Here is a 15,635-nt window from a genome sequence, read left to right on the forward strand (position 1 = left end):
ATATTAATCTGCCTTATTATTTAAAACGTTATTATTTTTTAACACCGCCGTGTGTGGGCCCTTAACTATTAGCTCTTTAACGTTAGGTGTTTTTGTAGCATTAAATGTATTGTTTGAAATCTCAGTTTTTGGCTCCCCTACGGTATGCTCAACAACAATTGGTGCAGATTTAACAAATTCATTTTCTTTAATATTTGTTACCTGAACACCATGTACATAAATGCTTGCTTGTGCTTTATTGCGCGCACCAAAACCAACATTATTTAGCGTGTTATTAATCATTTCTAAATGAGGGCCAAATGTACTTTCGTCTGTACCACCTCGATAAAGCTTAATTAGGCTGCCTTCTACATCATTAAAGGTATTGTTATTTACCGTCACGTATTCAGCGTTATAAACACCTAAATCTTCAATTTCAGTATTTAAACGTAAAATATCCCCTGTCACATTTGTAAAGCTATTACCTGTTAGAATAATTTCATCAGCCATAGCGCCTTTTCCGGTAACAAAAAAGTGGAATGAATGGTTAATGTCTAAAGCAATTAATTCTGAGTTCGTCATTACAAAGCGGTAGTTATCAAGCATGCCCCACTTTTGGGTACGCACAATGCTATTATCAATAGCATCTGGTGCATATTCACCAGAAATAAGTAGCCCTTCTAGCTTTAAGTTACCGCCATCGTGTATTTCAAATAAGGTAGAACGTTGAAAGGTAAGTTTAGATTTACCACTTTGCTTGGCTTTAATGGTCAAGGTTTTATTAATTTCAACAAGCTTAGACACATCATATTGCCCTGGTGCAAGTTCAAGTACGTCACCCGACTGTGCATTATTAATAGCATTTAATAACGCATTGGCACTGGCTTTAACAACATGTGTTTTACCTGAGTCAAACTCAACTATTGCTGGTACTTTTGCATACCAGCTAACACCAGTGTCTTCTTTTTTAAGCACTTTTAGGTCGCGCTTTGCACCTACATTTACACTTTTAGATGTTGGGTAAAGTAAGCCGTTACTTGCTTTTCCAAGTGTAATATTTTGCTGTTTTACACCATACGCAAGCTCAGAGAGCACTTTAGTATTTGCTATATTGTTACTTAATACTAATCCGCTAACATCATCAAATGTCGAAAATGGTTGCTTAGCGTCTTGATTAATAATTAAATTATTGTTCATTACGCTATTTTTTGGCGCAGCACTGCGCTCAGCATCGCTACCTGCAGCAAGTTGAATATGACTAACATTTACAAATGTATTGTTTTCAATTGTTGCGTTTTCAACTTGGTGATAACGATTAATAGATGAATTTGGTACACCGTTCATAACCGTAAAACCACTACCAAAACGATAACCGGTTAACCCTTGTAGGTAGTTATTTCTAATAATTTGATCTTTATTAATAACGCGAATACCACCTGTGTGGTCAACACCATTACCAATAAAAATGTTTTCCTCTACAATATTACCGTTACCATGGCGCAGTGTTAACGTGCCACGCGACTCGTAAAATACGTTATTACGAACAATGTTTTTACCGGCTTTAATAGAAACCGTTTCTACTTCACCATTGGTGCGGTCAAAGTAGTTGTTCTCTACCAATGTGTGCGAATCAGTTAATGAGTGATGGCTGGTGCCAACTCGTAGGGTTTCACCACCGTTTGAGCCAAAAGTAGGACGATAACCAAAATAGTTGTTATCTATGCGGTGGTAATTTTTTTGGCTTTGCACTGAATTTAAACGAACTGCAACGGTAACCCCTTTGTTTCGTTTACCCACTAAGTGGCTATGATCAAAGCGGTTATGTTGTCCATATAAAGCAACCCAGTAATCTGACTCACGTTTATCTGGGTTACTATAATTATCGATCACGATTTGAGTAACGCGTGAATGGTAGGCTAATTCACTCTTATTTCGACGAAATTCTATTACCGCCGAGCTTGGGGTATAGCCATCTTTAAATACTAAGCCAGAAACCTCTAAGTATTTACCAGCGAGTCGAAGGTTAGATTGACCAGATAAAATTACTTGGCCTTTAGTTTCCGCGGTTAATAAAATTGGGGCGGTTTTGCTTCCTTGACCTGCAAATAAAATTTCGAAGTCATTCCAAGTACCGTTTTTTAATATTACTTTATCGCCCGCTACTAAATCGGCTGAGATGCTATTATAGGCTTGTTTATTCTCTACAAAATAATCTTTGGCAGCTAATTGTGTCGATAAGCAACCAGTGAGAACTAGACTAAGCTTTATTATATTCATTAGACGCATAGTTAACTCTTTTTTATGTGATTTAAATTTAGGCTTTATGAATGTTGAACAACAGTGTTTACATAAAAACAGTAAATCTAATCAATCGATAATATTGTGTGTTGCGGCGTTTAAACGCTAATTTAAACGCCATTTTGTTTTTGTATTACTTATTTAATTGCTTAAAGTAATCAAAAATTTCTGGTACGTTGCCCTGTCCCATACCCGCATCAAATGCAGCTTGTAGGTTAGCAGAAGAACCTTCGGCAATTTTTGACTCTGTGCCTAAGTCTTCAACCATTTGTAGGAAGTAACCTAAATCTTTGTTTGCATTAGCAATAGAAAAACCAAGGTCGCTTACATTATCAACGGCGTAGTTTTTACAAAATTGCATAAATGGAGAGTTTGATGGACCTGTAGACATAATGTCGAAAAGTTGTTGGCGGTCTACACCAGCACGATCAGCCACTGCAAATGCTTGTGACATTGCACATACTGTTGTCATACCCATAAAGTTATTAATTAGTTTAGTAGTATGGCCGGCACCTAGTTCACCTAAGTGAAATACGTTTTCGCCTTGATCTTCTAACACTGGCTTAACTTTATTAAATGTATCAATATCGCCTGCAGCCATAATGTTTAATAGGCCATCTTTAGCGTGTGCAGGTGTACGACCTAATGGTGCGTCAATCATGCCTGCGCCTTTAGCAGCTAAATCTGCACCAATTTTTTTAGTGGATGATGGAATAGATGTACCAAAATCAACTAATACTGCGCCTTCTTTAATACCGGCTAAAATGCCATCTTCGGCATAAACAATTTTTTCAACAACAGCAGATGTTGTAAGACAAAACATAACAATGTCTGACCCTGCAGCAAGCTCTTTTGCTGTGCTTGCTGTTTTTGCGCCTCTAGAAACACACGCTGCAACCGCCTCTTTGTTAAGATCCATAACAATAAGGTCGTAGCCTTTGTTTTGTAAATTTTCGGCCATATTGCCGCCCATTAAACCAAGGCCAATAAAACCAATAGTAGGTTTTGACATAAAAAACTCCCAATAATTGTGACGTATACTTATAGTCGAATTATTTATACACCTGATAAGCACACTTTATTTAAATTTAAATTCATTAAAATTATTTACCAAATAGCTTTGGTATTTATAACCAAATTAAGTATCCAATTTTAATTAACCTGAATAATTTAGCTTAATAAACAATCTAATTTTAATTTAGAATTGCCCTTCTCTACATTGATAAAGCGTTACATTAGTAAAGAATTACCCTTGAGAATGTAAACACCGTATTACCAACCACTTTAATTGTCAACCAATATAATTTACCAAGTAACAATAAAGTAAAGTTTAAAACATAACACTCACCTAAAATCAAAGGTAATAAGATAAGCTAAAAACACAACAACAATACAAGTAGTTGATTTAAAGCAAATTAATTTAGTTAAGCACATGCCCAACCTAGCATACCCAAACAACAAAATTGGTAATAACAAGGGGAATTAATTTTAAAGCATTTTGCTTTATTGCTCAGAACCACCAGCCATAATTGATGGCTCAACTTATTTCAAGGCAATAAAAGGAGGGAGATTTATAATAAAGGTGAGTAATATAAATTAAATTTAACAAAGTCCTTAGTAAAGAACCAAGCAAAGCTATGCAGATTAGATACGCTTTATACAAGCTAAATTAATATCTTATGAATTTAATGGCGTTTAAAAACAACAACTTACAATAGCGCTAACCGCATGTAAGCAGCCGCGAAAGCCACAATATTGTTTTTATAGGATAAAGCTATGTTACTAAGCGTTTGATTATTGAAGCTGTAAATTATTAATTTAAAACTATAAGCCAAGTAGAGGATACGAGGCAAAGTAGTGCTGATAATTTTATACTGAATGATTTTGCTATTGTTATGGCTTTGGTTGTTGTTTAAAGCAACTTCAGATTAATTACTTATAAAAATCAATGAAACCGCTATAAATATACTTAAGCGGTTTCATTGGTTAAATTATATTAAAGTCATAGGTAGGTACTTAAGAAAATCTTAAGTACCGCCTTAAAAATTTGGCTCTACCCCATACTGAAATACGCCTGTTTTCCGATCACGTTTGGGGTGTGCCCTAGCTGCATTTTTCCTCAGAAAGTCAAATGCTCCATTCACTGCATTTAACAATCCTTTCCTATGCTTCCTAATAATCGCTGTTAACATGTTAATCCACCAAACCCCCGTCGTTTTTGCTACTATCATTGTAGACATTTCAGTTTTGAATATCTTTTCAATACAGCCAGTTAAGAACCTTTTAAGCGTGGTTACTATTAAACTTACATAAATTAGCGCTTCTTGTAAGGTTGCGTTTGATGTTTGAAAGCCGCGTAAATTATTATAAGACTTACATTCCTTAAAAAGTAATTCAACCTGCCAGCGTAACCTATATAATTTGCCTATTTCAGTCGCTGTAAATTCATCAATAGATAAATTAGTGACTAAAAATGTATATTGCTTTTCTTTTTTTGACCAATACCCAACGACTCTTGTTAGCTTGTTTTTTATGCAAACATTCATATCAATAAGATCATTTTTAGGTAATTCGGGGAGTAATTCACATAACTTTGGGGAATGACTTCCTGTTAATTCCTGTCCATTTTGCTTAAAAGCATTATGCACTCTTACTGCTTTTAACCCCTTAGCTCTTAATACGTAAAATCCTCCTGCTTTATCTAATTCATGAATATAACTACCTGAATAATATCCTCTATCAGCAAGTAACAACTGTCCTTTCAACTCTTTAAATGTTGGAAGTTCTTCACGTTCAGAATAACTGTCTGGTGTTATACTTGCTTTTTCAAAGCAACCTTGCGTTAAATTTAAAGTAGCATGCAATTCAATAGCTGCTGGACACGTATTTGAAAATCGCCCAGGAAAAACATCTTTTAAAGAACGATGAAGCATAATAGAACTACCGTCCTGAATTAAGATATTATCAAACTTGAATAAATCCTTTTTCGTGTACTTAAGCGCATCATTTATCCAACAATTAAAAACTCTATTTGTTACCTCTCGCATTAATTCAGCTAGTTCAGGTTTAACTAACTGGTTATGAAAAGGCTTATACTTAATAGACTGCCCTGTTAGCTGATTATAAACTCTTAATATTTCGGATAAATAAATCGTTTTTTTATCCCCAAGCGCAGCAACAAGACTAACAACCATATGAAATGCGGTAATATTTCTTTCTCTTTTGGTAAATGCTACTTGTTTACCAAGTCGATTCAGTTTCTTTTCACTTAGGATACTTTTTAACTTATTAATAAAAATGTTAGCATTCATTTGAAGCTCTTTTCTTGATTTTGTGGTTTGTGTGGTAACAACCATTTGATCATGAATTGAGCTTCAACTCAATTTCTTAAGATCTTACCTATGATATTAAAGTAAGTGTATTAACCAAATACTTTCATACGTTCTTCAACCGGTTTAAACTCCTTGTCGCCTGCTGGCTGATCAATAGCGCCAAATACCATTTGTGCATTTAATTCCCAGTCTGCAGCTATGTTCCACTCATCTGCAACTTTTTGATCGATAACTGGATTGTAATGTTGCAAGTTGGCACCAATGTCTAAGCTAGCTAATGCTGTCCAAATTGCATATTGATGCATAGCACTGCTTTGTTGTGCCCAAACTGGAAATTTGTCAGCATACAAAGGTGCAGCTTCTTGCATGTTTCTTACTACGCCTTTGTCCTCGAAGAACAATACCGTACCTGCACCGGCTCTAAAGCCAGCAATTTTATTTTTAGTACCTTGGAATTTTTCGTCGTCACCAACGATAACTCTTAGCGCTTCTTCAGTAATGTCCCACAGTTTGTGGTGCTCATCACCAAACAAAACAACGATACGTGCCGATTGTGAGTTAAAAGCTGATGGCGTATGCAAAACTGCATGCTCAACAAGTTTAACTACTTCTTCGTTAGAAACGAGTAACTGATCGCTAAGCGCATAGATAGAGCGACGCTTCTGTGCTAATTGTTGTAGATCTTTTAAGTTTGACATTTTCAATACAGACATGAGTATCTCCTGTGATTGTTCAAATATTTAAGTAATTAAAAAACTAATCTAGTTACAGTTACTTACCTAAAAGTAACCAAAAACCGAGCACTAACAATAAGTAATTCATTATCTTTAAAAATAACGCTTTATCCAGTACTGCATTGATTTTTACCCCTAACCAATTACCTACAAATGCCAGTGGGAAAAATGCCAGTGCAGTTAAAATTGTTTCACCCGTTAATAAGCCGAACGATAAAGCTGCAATAAGTTTTATAACATTCATCATTGCAAAAAATACTGCCGCGGTTGCAACAAACTTACCCGGAGTAAGCCCTATCGCTGTGAAATAAATAATAATAGGTGGCCCACCCGCATGTACTAAACTGCTGGTTATACCGGAGAACATAGACATTATCCCCGCGCCAATTTTATTGCTGAGAATTTTAAGCGAGCTTTTTTTAAAGAAAATATTTTTAATTGAAAAAACAATACATATTAAGGCGATTATCAAGCGTAAGTGTTCTGCATTAATAATGTCTATAATTAAGTATGCAATGAGCACACCTACTATTGCCCCAGGAATTAGGGGCAATAGTAGGTGGTTATCCCATTTTCGCCAGTAACTTCTTACGCTTAATATGTCGCCAATAATTAATAATGGCAGCATTAGTGCTATGGCTTGCGCTGCTGGCAATTTTAGCATTAGCAGCGGCACGGAAAATACGCCTAATGCCCCAGCAAATGCTGATTTTGAAACACCTATCAATACAACAACAGCTGCTATTAAAACAAGTGTTGTAATATCCATACTAAAAGTCCGCCGGTAATTCAAACCATAAAGCTTCAAGTTCAGCTGTTGCTTCAAGGTTTAGCTCTGTAGCGGGGTCAACCGCAAAGGCATCACCTGCAGCAAATTCTTTACCATCAACCATTACGCTACCTTTTACAATGTGCAGGTAACCAATTTGCTTACCCGAAGTCAGCATAAACGTTTGTTGCGCGTTTAAAACTAAGCGTGACAAGCTTGCATCTTGATTAATTGACAATGCATTTTCACCGCCCTCTGGTGTAAGTAATGGCGTTAATGGACCGTTTTTCGCAATGCTTTTTTGCTCATAACTTGGTTTAATTCCCATTTTATTGGGCTGTATCCAAATTTGTAAAAACTTAACTGGGTCGGTGTTAGATGCATTATATTCTGAATGCATTACGCCACTGCCCGCACTCATACGTTGTACGTCGCCTGCCGGTACAGTGTGTTTATTGCCTTCACTGTCTTCATGCTTTAATGCGCCTTGCATAACATACGAAATAATTTCCATATCGCGGTGCCCGTGTGTACCAAAACCTTGACCTGGCATAACCATGTCGTCGTTTATTACGCGCAGTGCTGAAATACCCATATGTTTAGGATCGTAGTAACTGCCAAAAGAAAAACTATGTTTGCTTTGCAACCAACCAAGATCGACCGAACCGCGCTCTTGTGACTTTCTTATATATTTCATTATAAATTCCTTCATTTCTTTCAATGAAGTCAGTTTACTACTGTGTTTATACGATTAAAATTAGCTGTTTTAGCATCAATCATTCGATTTAAATGAATGTTTATTGTAGTTCTTCACATTGATACCTTAGTTCAGCTAAAAAAGCTCTGGCTGCTGGGCCTAAGCTGTCGCTATCTTTAAAAATTAAATGCAATTGCATAGAGCGCTTGCTGTTATGTTGTAAAGGGAGTGTTTTGAGTTTGCCCTGTGCAAGTTCATTTTTAATAGAAGTTGTAGGTAGCCAAGCAAAACCTAAACCACTGCAAATCATATCAATAGAAGTGCGTAAATGACTCACCGTCCAGCGCTGGTTAGCACCTAACCAGCCAGCATCACTTTTACGATGCATACCTGAGTCGCGCACTACAATTTGACGATGACTTTTTAAATCCTCTGCGGTTAAATCTCTCCCCAAAGAATGTAAAGTATGATCTGGATTAGCAACTGCAATAAAGTCTATTTGGCAAAGTTGCTCGCTAAAACCTTCGGTTAATGCAACCGGTGAAATAGCAATGTCTACGTCTGCATTCTCAATCAGCTCGCTTGCCCCGCTCAGTACCGACTCCACCAACTCTATTTGCAACATTGGGTATTGAGCAGAAACAGTATCAAGCACTTTATATAGCCTTGCTTGCGGAAACATTTCATCAACCGCAATTTTTAAGCTGCCTTCTGTGCCTTGGCCAAGAGTATGGCCCACTATTTCCAGCTTAGCGGCTTCATCAAGTAAAAAGTTGGCGCGCTTAAGCATTAGCTCACCTGCTTGAGTCAAAACAGTTTTTCGCCCTTCAATTTCAAATAATTTAACATCGAGCGAGCTTTCTATTTTACCCACCGCATTGTGAATACTTGACTGGCTTTTATGAATTCCTTGTGAGGCTTGATTAAAGCCACCAAATTGCACCACAGAGCGAAACATTCGCCATTGCTCTAGTGTGACTCTAAGCATGATTACCTCTTATTACTTTAAATTTTATTTTTGTTGTTAATTCTGCAGGCTATCTTCAGACAAGTTAAGTTTGAGCAACCCACACCTAGTTATTATGCATAAATAGGTGTGAGTTTTATTCGGATCTCAGGTAATTAGCTATTAATGAGCAATAGCGCTTGGCATTATTTAAGCGGAATAAACTCTTTATCATCATCTGGAATAGTTGGAAAACGCCCATTTTCCCAATCGTCTTTTGCTTGCTTAATACGCTCTTTGCTAAATGACACAAAGTTCCAATACAAAAATAGTACTTTTTCAAATTTATCGCCGCCTAACATAATAAAGCGACCGTCATTTGCCAGCATAATTTCGTTATCGCCTGGCTCTAATAAAATAAACTCATTAGCACCAAACGTTTCACCATTAACAGTTACTTCACCACAAATGGTAAATATTGCAGTTTCTTGCTCTGGATGTGGGCGCTTTATAACACTTCCTTTGCTGGCAACCACATCAATATAAAACATGGGTGAATAGGTTTTAACCGGCGAACTTAAACCATAAGCTTCACCCACCACTAATCGCATCATTACTCCTTCGTGGATAATGTGCGGTAATTGGTTTTTTTCACATGATTAAATGATGGTTCAATTTCTGCCATAACTTCTGGCAATGCAACCCAGCACTGTAAACCACTAATTGAATGTGGATTTGCACGTACTTCAAAGCTCTCACGCTCTGAATGGGTAATCCCCTTGCCTGAGGTCATCCAGTTAACATCACCAGGGCGAATTTCTAAATTATTACCCAGCGAATCTCGATGTAAAATACTGCCATCAAATAGGTAAGTTAATGTTGATAAACCAATATGTGGGTGCGGTCTAACATTTATTCCTTGGCCCGCAGGGAAATTATTAGGCCCCATTTGATCAAAGAAAACAAATGGGCCTACCATGCGTTTTTCTTGATGAGGTAAAACGCGTTTTACATTTAATCCACCAATATCATGCTCTTTCGCTTTAAGCACTTTAGCCATAATAAACATCCTCTTAAGTTGCTTTATAAAAATAAACGTATGTTATTTTTATTTTATATACAGTCAATTATCTATAATTCATATTGTAGTTTAATGAAAGCCAACATCTGTTGTTCTTATTTAATTAATGAATAGCGCTACTTTAACCCGCAGCATTCTCTCTTTGAGAATGTTAGCACGTCATTGCAATTACACAAAAGATGCAGATAATTTACATAATCGTTTTTTATTCTTACTTTTAAATTAGGGTCTTGTTTTTAGGTTAAAACGTGTATAGCTGTGAAAATGTTTATACATGTAAATAGTGCTGCAGCAAAAAACACCTAATAATTTAGCCAGTTTTATCGCAAAAAGAATTCATAGCATACAAAGTATTTAACTTATTAAGCTGCCTGTATTTTAAGCGAAAATATAATGCTAACACTAAAATAGTACGCTAGCGCAAAAGTATATTTGCATTAATTGGTATTTCTGAGCTTGTGTTTTTTTACCCTCAAAGGCTTAATATTTATACTAATCCAAAGCTTAGAAACCGCTAGTACAGCATTGTACTAATGCTTAAACAGGCGTTATTTTAATCAACTTTAACCTTTGGTACATATTTTGTACCAACAGTAAAAGCTCGTATCTAATTAATAAATAACAACAAATAGTTAAACACATTGAAAAAATGCAATTTTTTTAATTTTTTTCTGGACAATTTATTTTCCTCAGCTAACATCTAGCTAGAACATAGTTATTTCCTCACAACTCTACACGCCCTATGATTTGAGCTTTAACAGACTCTATTTGCGGGAAGTAGATACACACCCTGATATGTATTCGAAGTTTATCTTCATCAGTTTTGCAATTTCAGGCAATTAATTGCCCGCATACTGACATCCGGCGAAGGCTAACAAGCTAACTCCGTCAATTTGACCGAATCCACACATGTGGACGTTCTTAAAGATTTTGCTATCTTAAGGCTATACCCCTGCGCGTCAGAAAAGCCATAAATTTAGCGAAAGGTGCACTGCTGGGCCTATATAAAAGGTATATGTTGGAATGATGACACTTTCCTCCATGCCCGTAACACATCGGGCAGACGCTAAATCTGGGCATAGCTTTGATGCCAATCGCCACTGGGCGGCTTCTTTAACGCTCGGCTTCTGTGCTCAAAACAGCGGCGATACACGTGTTACGCGCATGAATATTGCTCGTCATTATGGTCCATTACGTGTGCAAAGACCTTTTTACCCTGAAGGCAAAGATGGCTGCTGTCACGTGTATTTACTGCATCCACCCGGTGGAGTTGTGAGTGGCGATGCCCTCAATATAGATATTACGCTCACAAAAGGTGCGCATAGCTTAATTACCACACCTGCCGCCAATAAGCTTTATAAAGCCGACAGCAACGGAGTTGCATGGAGCCAAACGACTAATTTAAAAGTGGATGACAACGCCATTTTAGAGTGGTTACCGCAAGAAACCCTCGCCTTTGATGGCTCTCGTGGGGTACAAGTATTTAATATTGAACTGGCTAAAACGGCTAAGTGCCTAGGCTGGGAAATACTAGGCCTTGGCCGCCCAGCCAGTGATCTGCCCTTTGCCACTGGCTGTATTGAGCAGCGCTTTGAGTTAACCCAAGACGGTAAGCCATTGTGGTTAGAGCGTCAAAATTTAGACCCTACTCACCCTAGATTTAACGGTAAATGGGGCCAAGGTGGTGCTACCGTACATGGCACATTTTGGACCGTTGGCTTAAGCGATCCAACAGCAGCTATTGCCGCACTGCGTGAACAACTACTGCCTAGTAATAATTGGGCTGCTACCTATCGCCGTGGCGTTTTATTAGTGCGCTATTTAGGGCACGAACGTAACCAAGTATGGAAATTATTTGAACAAGTACGCGAGATACTTCGCCCACTATTAAGCGGACATCAAGCTACCATACCACGGATTTGGTTAACCTAATTTTAACTGTTTGTCATGGCTAAAAATGACAATAATAATTCTATCACCTATGCTCATTAGGTGATTAATTAAACACTATTATTTACCAAGGTGTTAATCATAAGCAGAGCCTAGTTATTGCTTATGATTAGCCCCTTGGCCGAAGAATTTGTACCGATATTTTAAACAAATCGTCTTAGCTTTTTGCTTAGGCGAACCCACCACCTGTGCCAATTAGTCATAGGTAATTAATATAACAACATCGAGGACTATGGAGTTAGCGATGGAATTAACACCCAGAGATAAAGATAAATTAATGTTATTCACTGCAGGTTTACTTGCAGAGCGACGCAAAGCCAAAGGGCTAAAACTAAATTACCCAGAAGCAATTGCCCTAATCACTTGCGCTATTATGGAAGGTGCACGCGAAGGACGCACAGTAGCAGAAATGATGGCATTGGGTCGTGAAATTTTGACCCGTGACGATGTAATGGAAGGCATTGCTGAGATGATTCAAGACGTACAAGTAGAAGCAACGTTTCCTGACGGGACCAAACTGGTCACTGTGCATAACCCTATAGTTTAAGGAAGTTCGTTATGATTCCAGGTGAATATCAACTAAAAAGTGGCGACATTGAGCTGTGTGTTGGGCGTAAAAGCATCACCATTAATGTTGCTAATAAAGGGGATCGACCTGTGCAGGTTGGCTCTCATTACCACTTTGCCGAAAGTAACCCAGCACTGAGTTTTGATCGCGAGCAAGCCTATGGTTATCGCTTAGCTATTGCTGCTGGTTTAGCAATTCGCTTTGAACCAGGACAAACCCGTGAAGTGTCTTTGATCCCCTATTCAGGTTTACGTCGTCTTTACGGTTTTCGTGGTGAAGTAATGGGACCTTTAGACAATAAACCTAAACAGGAGAGCGTGTAATGAAAATATCTCGTCAAGCCTATGCTGATATGTATGGCCCGACCACGGGTGATCGAATTCGTTTAGGTGATACCGAATTATGGGTCGAAATAGAACATGACCATACCCATTATGGTGAAGAAGTAAAATTTGGTGGCGGTAAGGTTATTCGTGATGGCATGGGACAAAGTCAACGTTATGATGACGCCGTTATGGACACGGTTATCACTAACGCAGTGATTATCGACTGGTGGGGTATTATTAAGGCCGACGTAGGTTTAAAAAGTGGCCGTATTGCCGCTATTGGCAAATCTGGCAACCCTGACACACAGCCCGACATAGACATTATTATTGGCCCAGGTACTGAGATTATTGCTGGTGAAGGTCAAATACTAACAGCCGGTGGCGTAGATACCCACGTGCACTATATTTGCCCACAACAAGTTGATGAGGCACTTATGAGCGGCCTAACAACTATGATTGGCGGCGGTACAGGCCCTGCAACGGGTTCGGTAGCTACAACACATACGCCAGGGCCATGGCATTTAGGCAAAATGATGCAAGCCGTGGACGATTTACCGATTAATATTGGTTTTCTAGGTAAAGGTAGTGCTAGTACTCCCGGAGCGCTTGAACAACAAATTAAAGCCGGCGCTATGAGTTTAAAAATTCATGAAGATTGGGGCGCGGCACCCGCTTCTATTAGTAACGCATTAGATGTAGCTGATCGCTACGACATTCAAGTTGCCATACATGCAGATAGCCTAAATGAATCTGGTTTTGTGCAAGATACGTTAGAAGCATTTAAAGATCGTTGTATCCACACCTATCATACCGAAGGTGCCGGTGGTGGTCATGCGCCCGATATTATCGTTGCTTGTGCTATGCCTAATGTGTTGCCGTCGTCAACTAACCCGACGCGCCCGTACACTATTAATACTGTAGATGAGCATCTTGATATGTTGATGGGCTGTCATCACCTCGACCCAAACATTCCTGAAGATGTAGCCTTTGCCGATTCGCGTATTCGCCGTGAAACAATTGCGGCCGAAGATATTCTTCATGATATGGGCGTTATTTCTATGATGTCTTCTGACTCGCAAGCCATGGGGCGCATTGGCGAAGTAGTGTGTCGTACGTGGCAAACTGCACATAAAATGCGCGTGCAACGTGGTTTATTACCAGAAGATGAAGCACTTGGTGCCGATAACTTTCGCGCAAAACGTTACATTGCTAAATACACCATTAACCCTGCCATTACTCACGGTATAAGCCACGAAGTGGGCTCTATTGAAGTGGGTAAATTTGCAGATTTAGTACTGTGGAAACCACCATTTTTTGGGGTTAAACCGTCAATTATATTAAAAGGCGGCATGATTGCAGGTGCGGCAATGGGCGATCCAAACGCAGCTATTTCTACACCACAACCGGTACATTACCGCCGTATGTTTGGTGCACTGGGTAAAGCGGTAAGTGCAACACGTATGACCTTTGTAAGCCAAGCAGCTATGAATACTGGGCTTGAAGAAAAGCTCGGTTTGAAGAGCCAGCTTGTGGCCTGTAAAAATGTGCGACAAGTGCGTAAATGCGATATGAAGCTCAACGATGCTTGTCCGGTATTAACGGTAGATCCACAAACGTATGAGGTTCACGCAGACGGTGTATTACTTACCTGCGAACCTGCAACTGAATTACCGTTAGCCCAGCGCTACCATTTGTTTTAATCCATTTTTAGGACAATTAAATGTTTGAATTAACAAAAAGAATAGATAACAACACGCAAGATGCTGTGTTTGACACCCTCACTTTGCCATACGAGTTACGTATTCGTGGTCGCCTAAAAGCAGTGAGCGACAATGGTCATGATGTTGGCTTATTTCTTGACCGTGGCCCAGTGCTGCGTAATGGCGATTTACTGCGTGCCAGCAGCGGCGAAGTATTTAGTATTAGCGCTGCCGATGAGCCGGTTACCACAGCATACATAGAAAACGGTTTGCCTTTGGCACGATTATGTTACCACTTAGGTAACCGCCATGTGTCACTTGCCATTGGCGTTGATGCAGATGGTCGCCATTGGATACGTTTTCCGCCAGATCATGTATTAGAAGAGTTAGCGGTACTTTTAGGCGCGCAATTAACGCACCATCAAGCACCGTTTGATCCAGAATCTGGTGCATATGCACACGCTGGCCGTGAGCAATCGCATGCTCACTCCCATGAACATTCACATGCAGATGGTCATAGCCATGCACACTAATACTGAGCCAACACAAAGCAGTGATCTAGCATTATTGGGCTTGATACAATTGATCAGCCCTGCGCTGCCAATTGGTGCTTTTGCTTGGTCTCAGGGGTTAGAAAGCGCTTTTGAACTTGGCTGGGTTACTAATGAGCAACAACTTGGCGAATGGTTAGAAGGTGTGCTTGACGACGGTTTAACGCGCTGCGAATTACCGGTACTTGCTCGGCTACAAAACTGCTGGTCTAAAAGCGACAGCGAAGGTTTAAGCTACTGGAACGACTGGCTACATGCAAACCGTGAAACTGCCGAGCTAAGCGATGAAGATACCCGCTTAGGCTTAGCCCTAATGCGTTTGCTCAACAGTTTACAGTTACAACCGCAAATCGAGCAAGGTCATGCAGCATTACCGCAAGACCCAGGTTATGTCACCGTTTTTGCCTGGTTAGCCCAACAACGACAAATTCCAGTACGCCAAAGCTTACTCGGGTTTGTTTGGGGCTGGTTAGAAAACCAACTGGCGGTTGCCTGTAAAGCAATGCCGCTTGGGCACACGGCAGCGCAGCGTTTAATTGAGCAATTACGACCTAAAATGGTTATCGCAATCGACACTGCATTAGCATTAGCCGACGACCAACTTGGGCCAATTATGCCTGGCTTAGCGCTTGGTAGTGCACAGCACGAAACACAATATTCAAGATTATTTCGAAGCTAATACGCTTCTATATACACAAGGAAAA

At 39.2% G+C, this 15,635-nt stretch carries 15 protein-coding genes; 6 read left to right on the forward strand and 9 right to left on the reverse strand.

The genetic code is table 11. The features are described from left to right. Window positions 1–3 precede the first annotated feature (3 nt). The 9 genes from J5X91_RS00765 to J5X91_RS18055 all read right to left on the reverse strand — a co-directional run bounded on the left by J5X91_RS00765 (window position 4) and on the right by J5X91_RS18055 (window position 9,815). Window positions 4–2,265, reverse strand: coding sequence for a polysaccharide lyase 6 family protein (locus tag J5X91_RS00765; RefSeq protein WP_208833865.1), 2,262 nt, complete (start codon window positions 2,263–2,265; stop codon window positions 4–6). 145 nt (window positions 2,266–2,410) lie between these two features. Continuing rightward, the gene (locus tag J5X91_RS00770; protein WP_182683406.1) at window positions 2,411–3,289 is read right to left on the reverse strand and encodes an NAD(P)-dependent oxidoreductase; all 879 of its coding nucleotides are present in this window, start codon (window positions 3,287–3,289) and stop codon (window positions 2,411–2,413) included. 1,027 nt (window positions 3,290–4,316) lie between these two features. Beyond that, window positions 4,317–5,588 (reverse strand): IS4 family transposase, encoded by a 1,272-nt coding sequence (locus tag J5X91_RS00775; RefSeq protein ID WP_208833866.1) that lies wholly within the window; start codon window positions 5,586–5,588, stop codon window positions 4,317–4,319. Window positions 5,589–5,698: 110 nt separating this feature from the next. Further along, entirely contained in the window at window positions 5,699–6,322 is a 624-nt protein-coding gene (locus J5X91_RS00780; RefSeq protein ID WP_244363689.1) for a nitroreductase family protein, read from the reverse strand. Window positions 6,323–6,380: 58 nt separating this feature from the next. Continuing rightward, window positions 6,381–7,112 (reverse strand): sulfite exporter TauE/SafE family protein, encoded by a 732-nt coding sequence (locus tag J5X91_RS00785; protein ID WP_208833867.1) that lies wholly within the window; start codon window positions 7,110–7,112, stop codon window positions 6,381–6,383. A gap of 1 nt (window position 7,113) precedes the next feature. Next, complete coding sequence (locus tag J5X91_RS00790; RefSeq protein WP_208833868.1) at window positions 7,114–7,809, reverse strand: pirin family protein; 696 nt, start codon at window positions 7,807–7,809, stop codon at window positions 7,114–7,116. 100 nt (window positions 7,810–7,909) lie between these two features. Beyond that, complete coding sequence (locus J5X91_RS00795; protein ID WP_208833869.1) at window positions 7,910–8,797, reverse strand: LysR family transcriptional regulator; 888 nt, start codon at window positions 8,795–8,797, stop codon at window positions 7,910–7,912. A 164-nt stretch (window positions 8,798–8,961) separates the two neighbouring features. Further along, window positions 8,962–9,369 (reverse strand): pirin-like C-terminal cupin domain-containing protein, encoded by a 408-nt coding sequence (locus J5X91_RS18050; RefSeq protein WP_244363691.1) that lies wholly within the window; start codon window positions 9,367–9,369, stop codon window positions 8,962–8,964. Beyond that, entirely contained in the window at window positions 9,369–9,815 is a 447-nt protein-coding gene (locus J5X91_RS18055; RefSeq protein WP_244363693.1) for a pirin family protein, read from the reverse strand. Before J5X91_RS18055 ends, J5X91_RS18050 begins: the two co-directional genes overlap by 1 nt. 1,044 nt (window positions 9,816–10,859) lie before the next feature. Between J5X91_RS18055 and J5X91_RS00805 the strand changes: the two genes are divergently transcribed. From J5X91_RS00805 to J5X91_RS00830, 6 genes are all read left to right on the forward strand, one after another. After that, window positions 10,860–11,768, forward strand: coding sequence for an urease accessory protein UreD (locus tag J5X91_RS00805; RefSeq protein WP_208833870.1), 909 nt, complete (start codon window positions 10,860–10,862; stop codon window positions 11,766–11,768). Between the two features lie 262 nt (window positions 11,769–12,030). Further along, the gene (ureA, locus tag J5X91_RS00810) at window positions 12,031–12,333 is read left to right on the forward strand and encodes an urease subunit gamma (protein WP_058374577.1); all 303 of its coding nucleotides are present in this window, start codon (window positions 12,031–12,033) and stop codon (window positions 12,331–12,333) included. 11 nt (window positions 12,334–12,344) lie between these two features. Next, window positions 12,345–12,677 carry an urease subunit beta gene (locus J5X91_RS00815; protein WP_011328434.1) on the forward strand — a complete coding sequence of 111 codons (333 nt, stop codon included), beginning with the start codon at window positions 12,345–12,347 and terminating at the stop codon, window positions 12,675–12,677. Next, complete coding sequence (gene ureC / locus J5X91_RS00820) at window positions 12,677–14,380, forward strand: urease subunit alpha (RefSeq protein WP_208833871.1); 1,704 nt, start codon at window positions 12,677–12,679, stop codon at window positions 14,378–14,380. The genes J5X91_RS00815 and ureC overlap by 1 nt, the downstream gene beginning before the upstream one ends. 20 nt (window positions 14,381–14,400) lie before the next feature. Then, window positions 14,401–14,913: an urease accessory protein UreE gene (ureE, locus tag J5X91_RS00825; RefSeq protein ID WP_208833872.1), complete on the forward strand. Its 513-nt coding sequence runs from the start codon at window positions 14,401–14,403 to the stop codon at window positions 14,911–14,913. Beyond that, a complete protein-coding gene (locus J5X91_RS00830) occupies window positions 14,903–15,610 on the forward strand; it encodes an urease accessory UreF family protein (RefSeq protein ID WP_208833873.1) in 708 nt (235 codons plus the stop codon). The genes ureE and J5X91_RS00830 overlap by 11 nt, the downstream gene beginning before the upstream one ends. The last annotated feature ends 25 nt before the right edge of the window (window positions 15,611–15,635 follow it).

The organism is Pseudoalteromonas sp. K222D (assembly GCF_017653575.1).
GTDB lineage: Bacteria > Pseudomonadota > Gammaproteobacteria > Enterobacterales > Alteromonadaceae > Pseudoalteromonas > Pseudoalteromonas nigrifaciens.

Coding starts and splice junctions, on each gene's coding strand:
- J5X91_RS00765 (WP_208833865.1), bottom strand. CDS start 2,265: ATGCGTCTAATGAATATAATAAAGCTTAGTCTAGTTCTCACTGGTTGC.
- J5X91_RS00770 (WP_182683406.1), bottom strand. CDS start 3,289: ATGTCAAAACCTACTATTGGTTTTATTGGCCTTGGTTTAATGGGCGGC.
- J5X91_RS00775 (WP_208833866.1), bottom strand. CDS start 5,588: ATGAATGCTAACATTTTTATTAATAAGTTAAAAAGTATCCTAAGTGAA.
- J5X91_RS00780 (WP_244363689.1), bottom strand. CDS start 6,322: ATGTCTGTATTGAAAATGTCAAACTTAAAAGATCTACAACAATTAGCA.
- J5X91_RS00785 (WP_208833867.1), bottom strand. CDS start 7,112: ATGGATATTACAACACTTGTTTTAATAGCAGCTGTTGTTGTATTGATA.
- J5X91_RS00790 (WP_208833868.1), bottom strand. CDS start 7,809: ATGAAATATATAAGAAAGTCACAAGAGCGCGGTTCGGTCGATCTTGGT.
- J5X91_RS00795 (WP_208833869.1), bottom strand. CDS start 8,797: ATGCTTAGAGTCACACTAGAGCAATGGCGAATGTTTCGCTCTGTGGTG.
- J5X91_RS18050 (WP_244363691.1), bottom strand. CDS start 9,369: ATGATGCGATTAGTGGTGGGTGAAGCTTATGGTTTAAGTTCGCCGGTT.
- J5X91_RS18055 (WP_244363693.1), bottom strand. CDS start 9,815: ATGGCTAAAGTGCTTAAAGCGAAAGAGCATGATATTGGTGGATTAAAT.
- J5X91_RS00805 (WP_208833870.1), top strand. CDS start 10,860: ATGATGACACTTTCCTCCATGCCCGTAACACATCGGGCAGACGCTAAA.
- ureA (WP_058374577.1), top strand. CDS start 12,031: ATGGAATTAACACCCAGAGATAAAGATAAATTAATGTTATTCACTGCA.
- J5X91_RS00815 (WP_011328434.1), top strand. CDS start 12,345: ATGATTCCAGGTGAATATCAACTAAAAAGTGGCGACATTGAGCTGTGT.
- ureC (WP_208833871.1), top strand. CDS start 12,677: ATGAAAATATCTCGTCAAGCCTATGCTGATATGTATGGCCCGACCACG.
- ureE (WP_208833872.1), top strand. CDS start 14,401: ATGTTTGAATTAACAAAAAGAATAGATAACAACACGCAAGATGCTGTG.
- J5X91_RS00830 (WP_208833873.1), top strand. CDS start 14,903: ATGCACACTAATACTGAGCCAACACAAAGCAGTGATCTAGCATTATTG.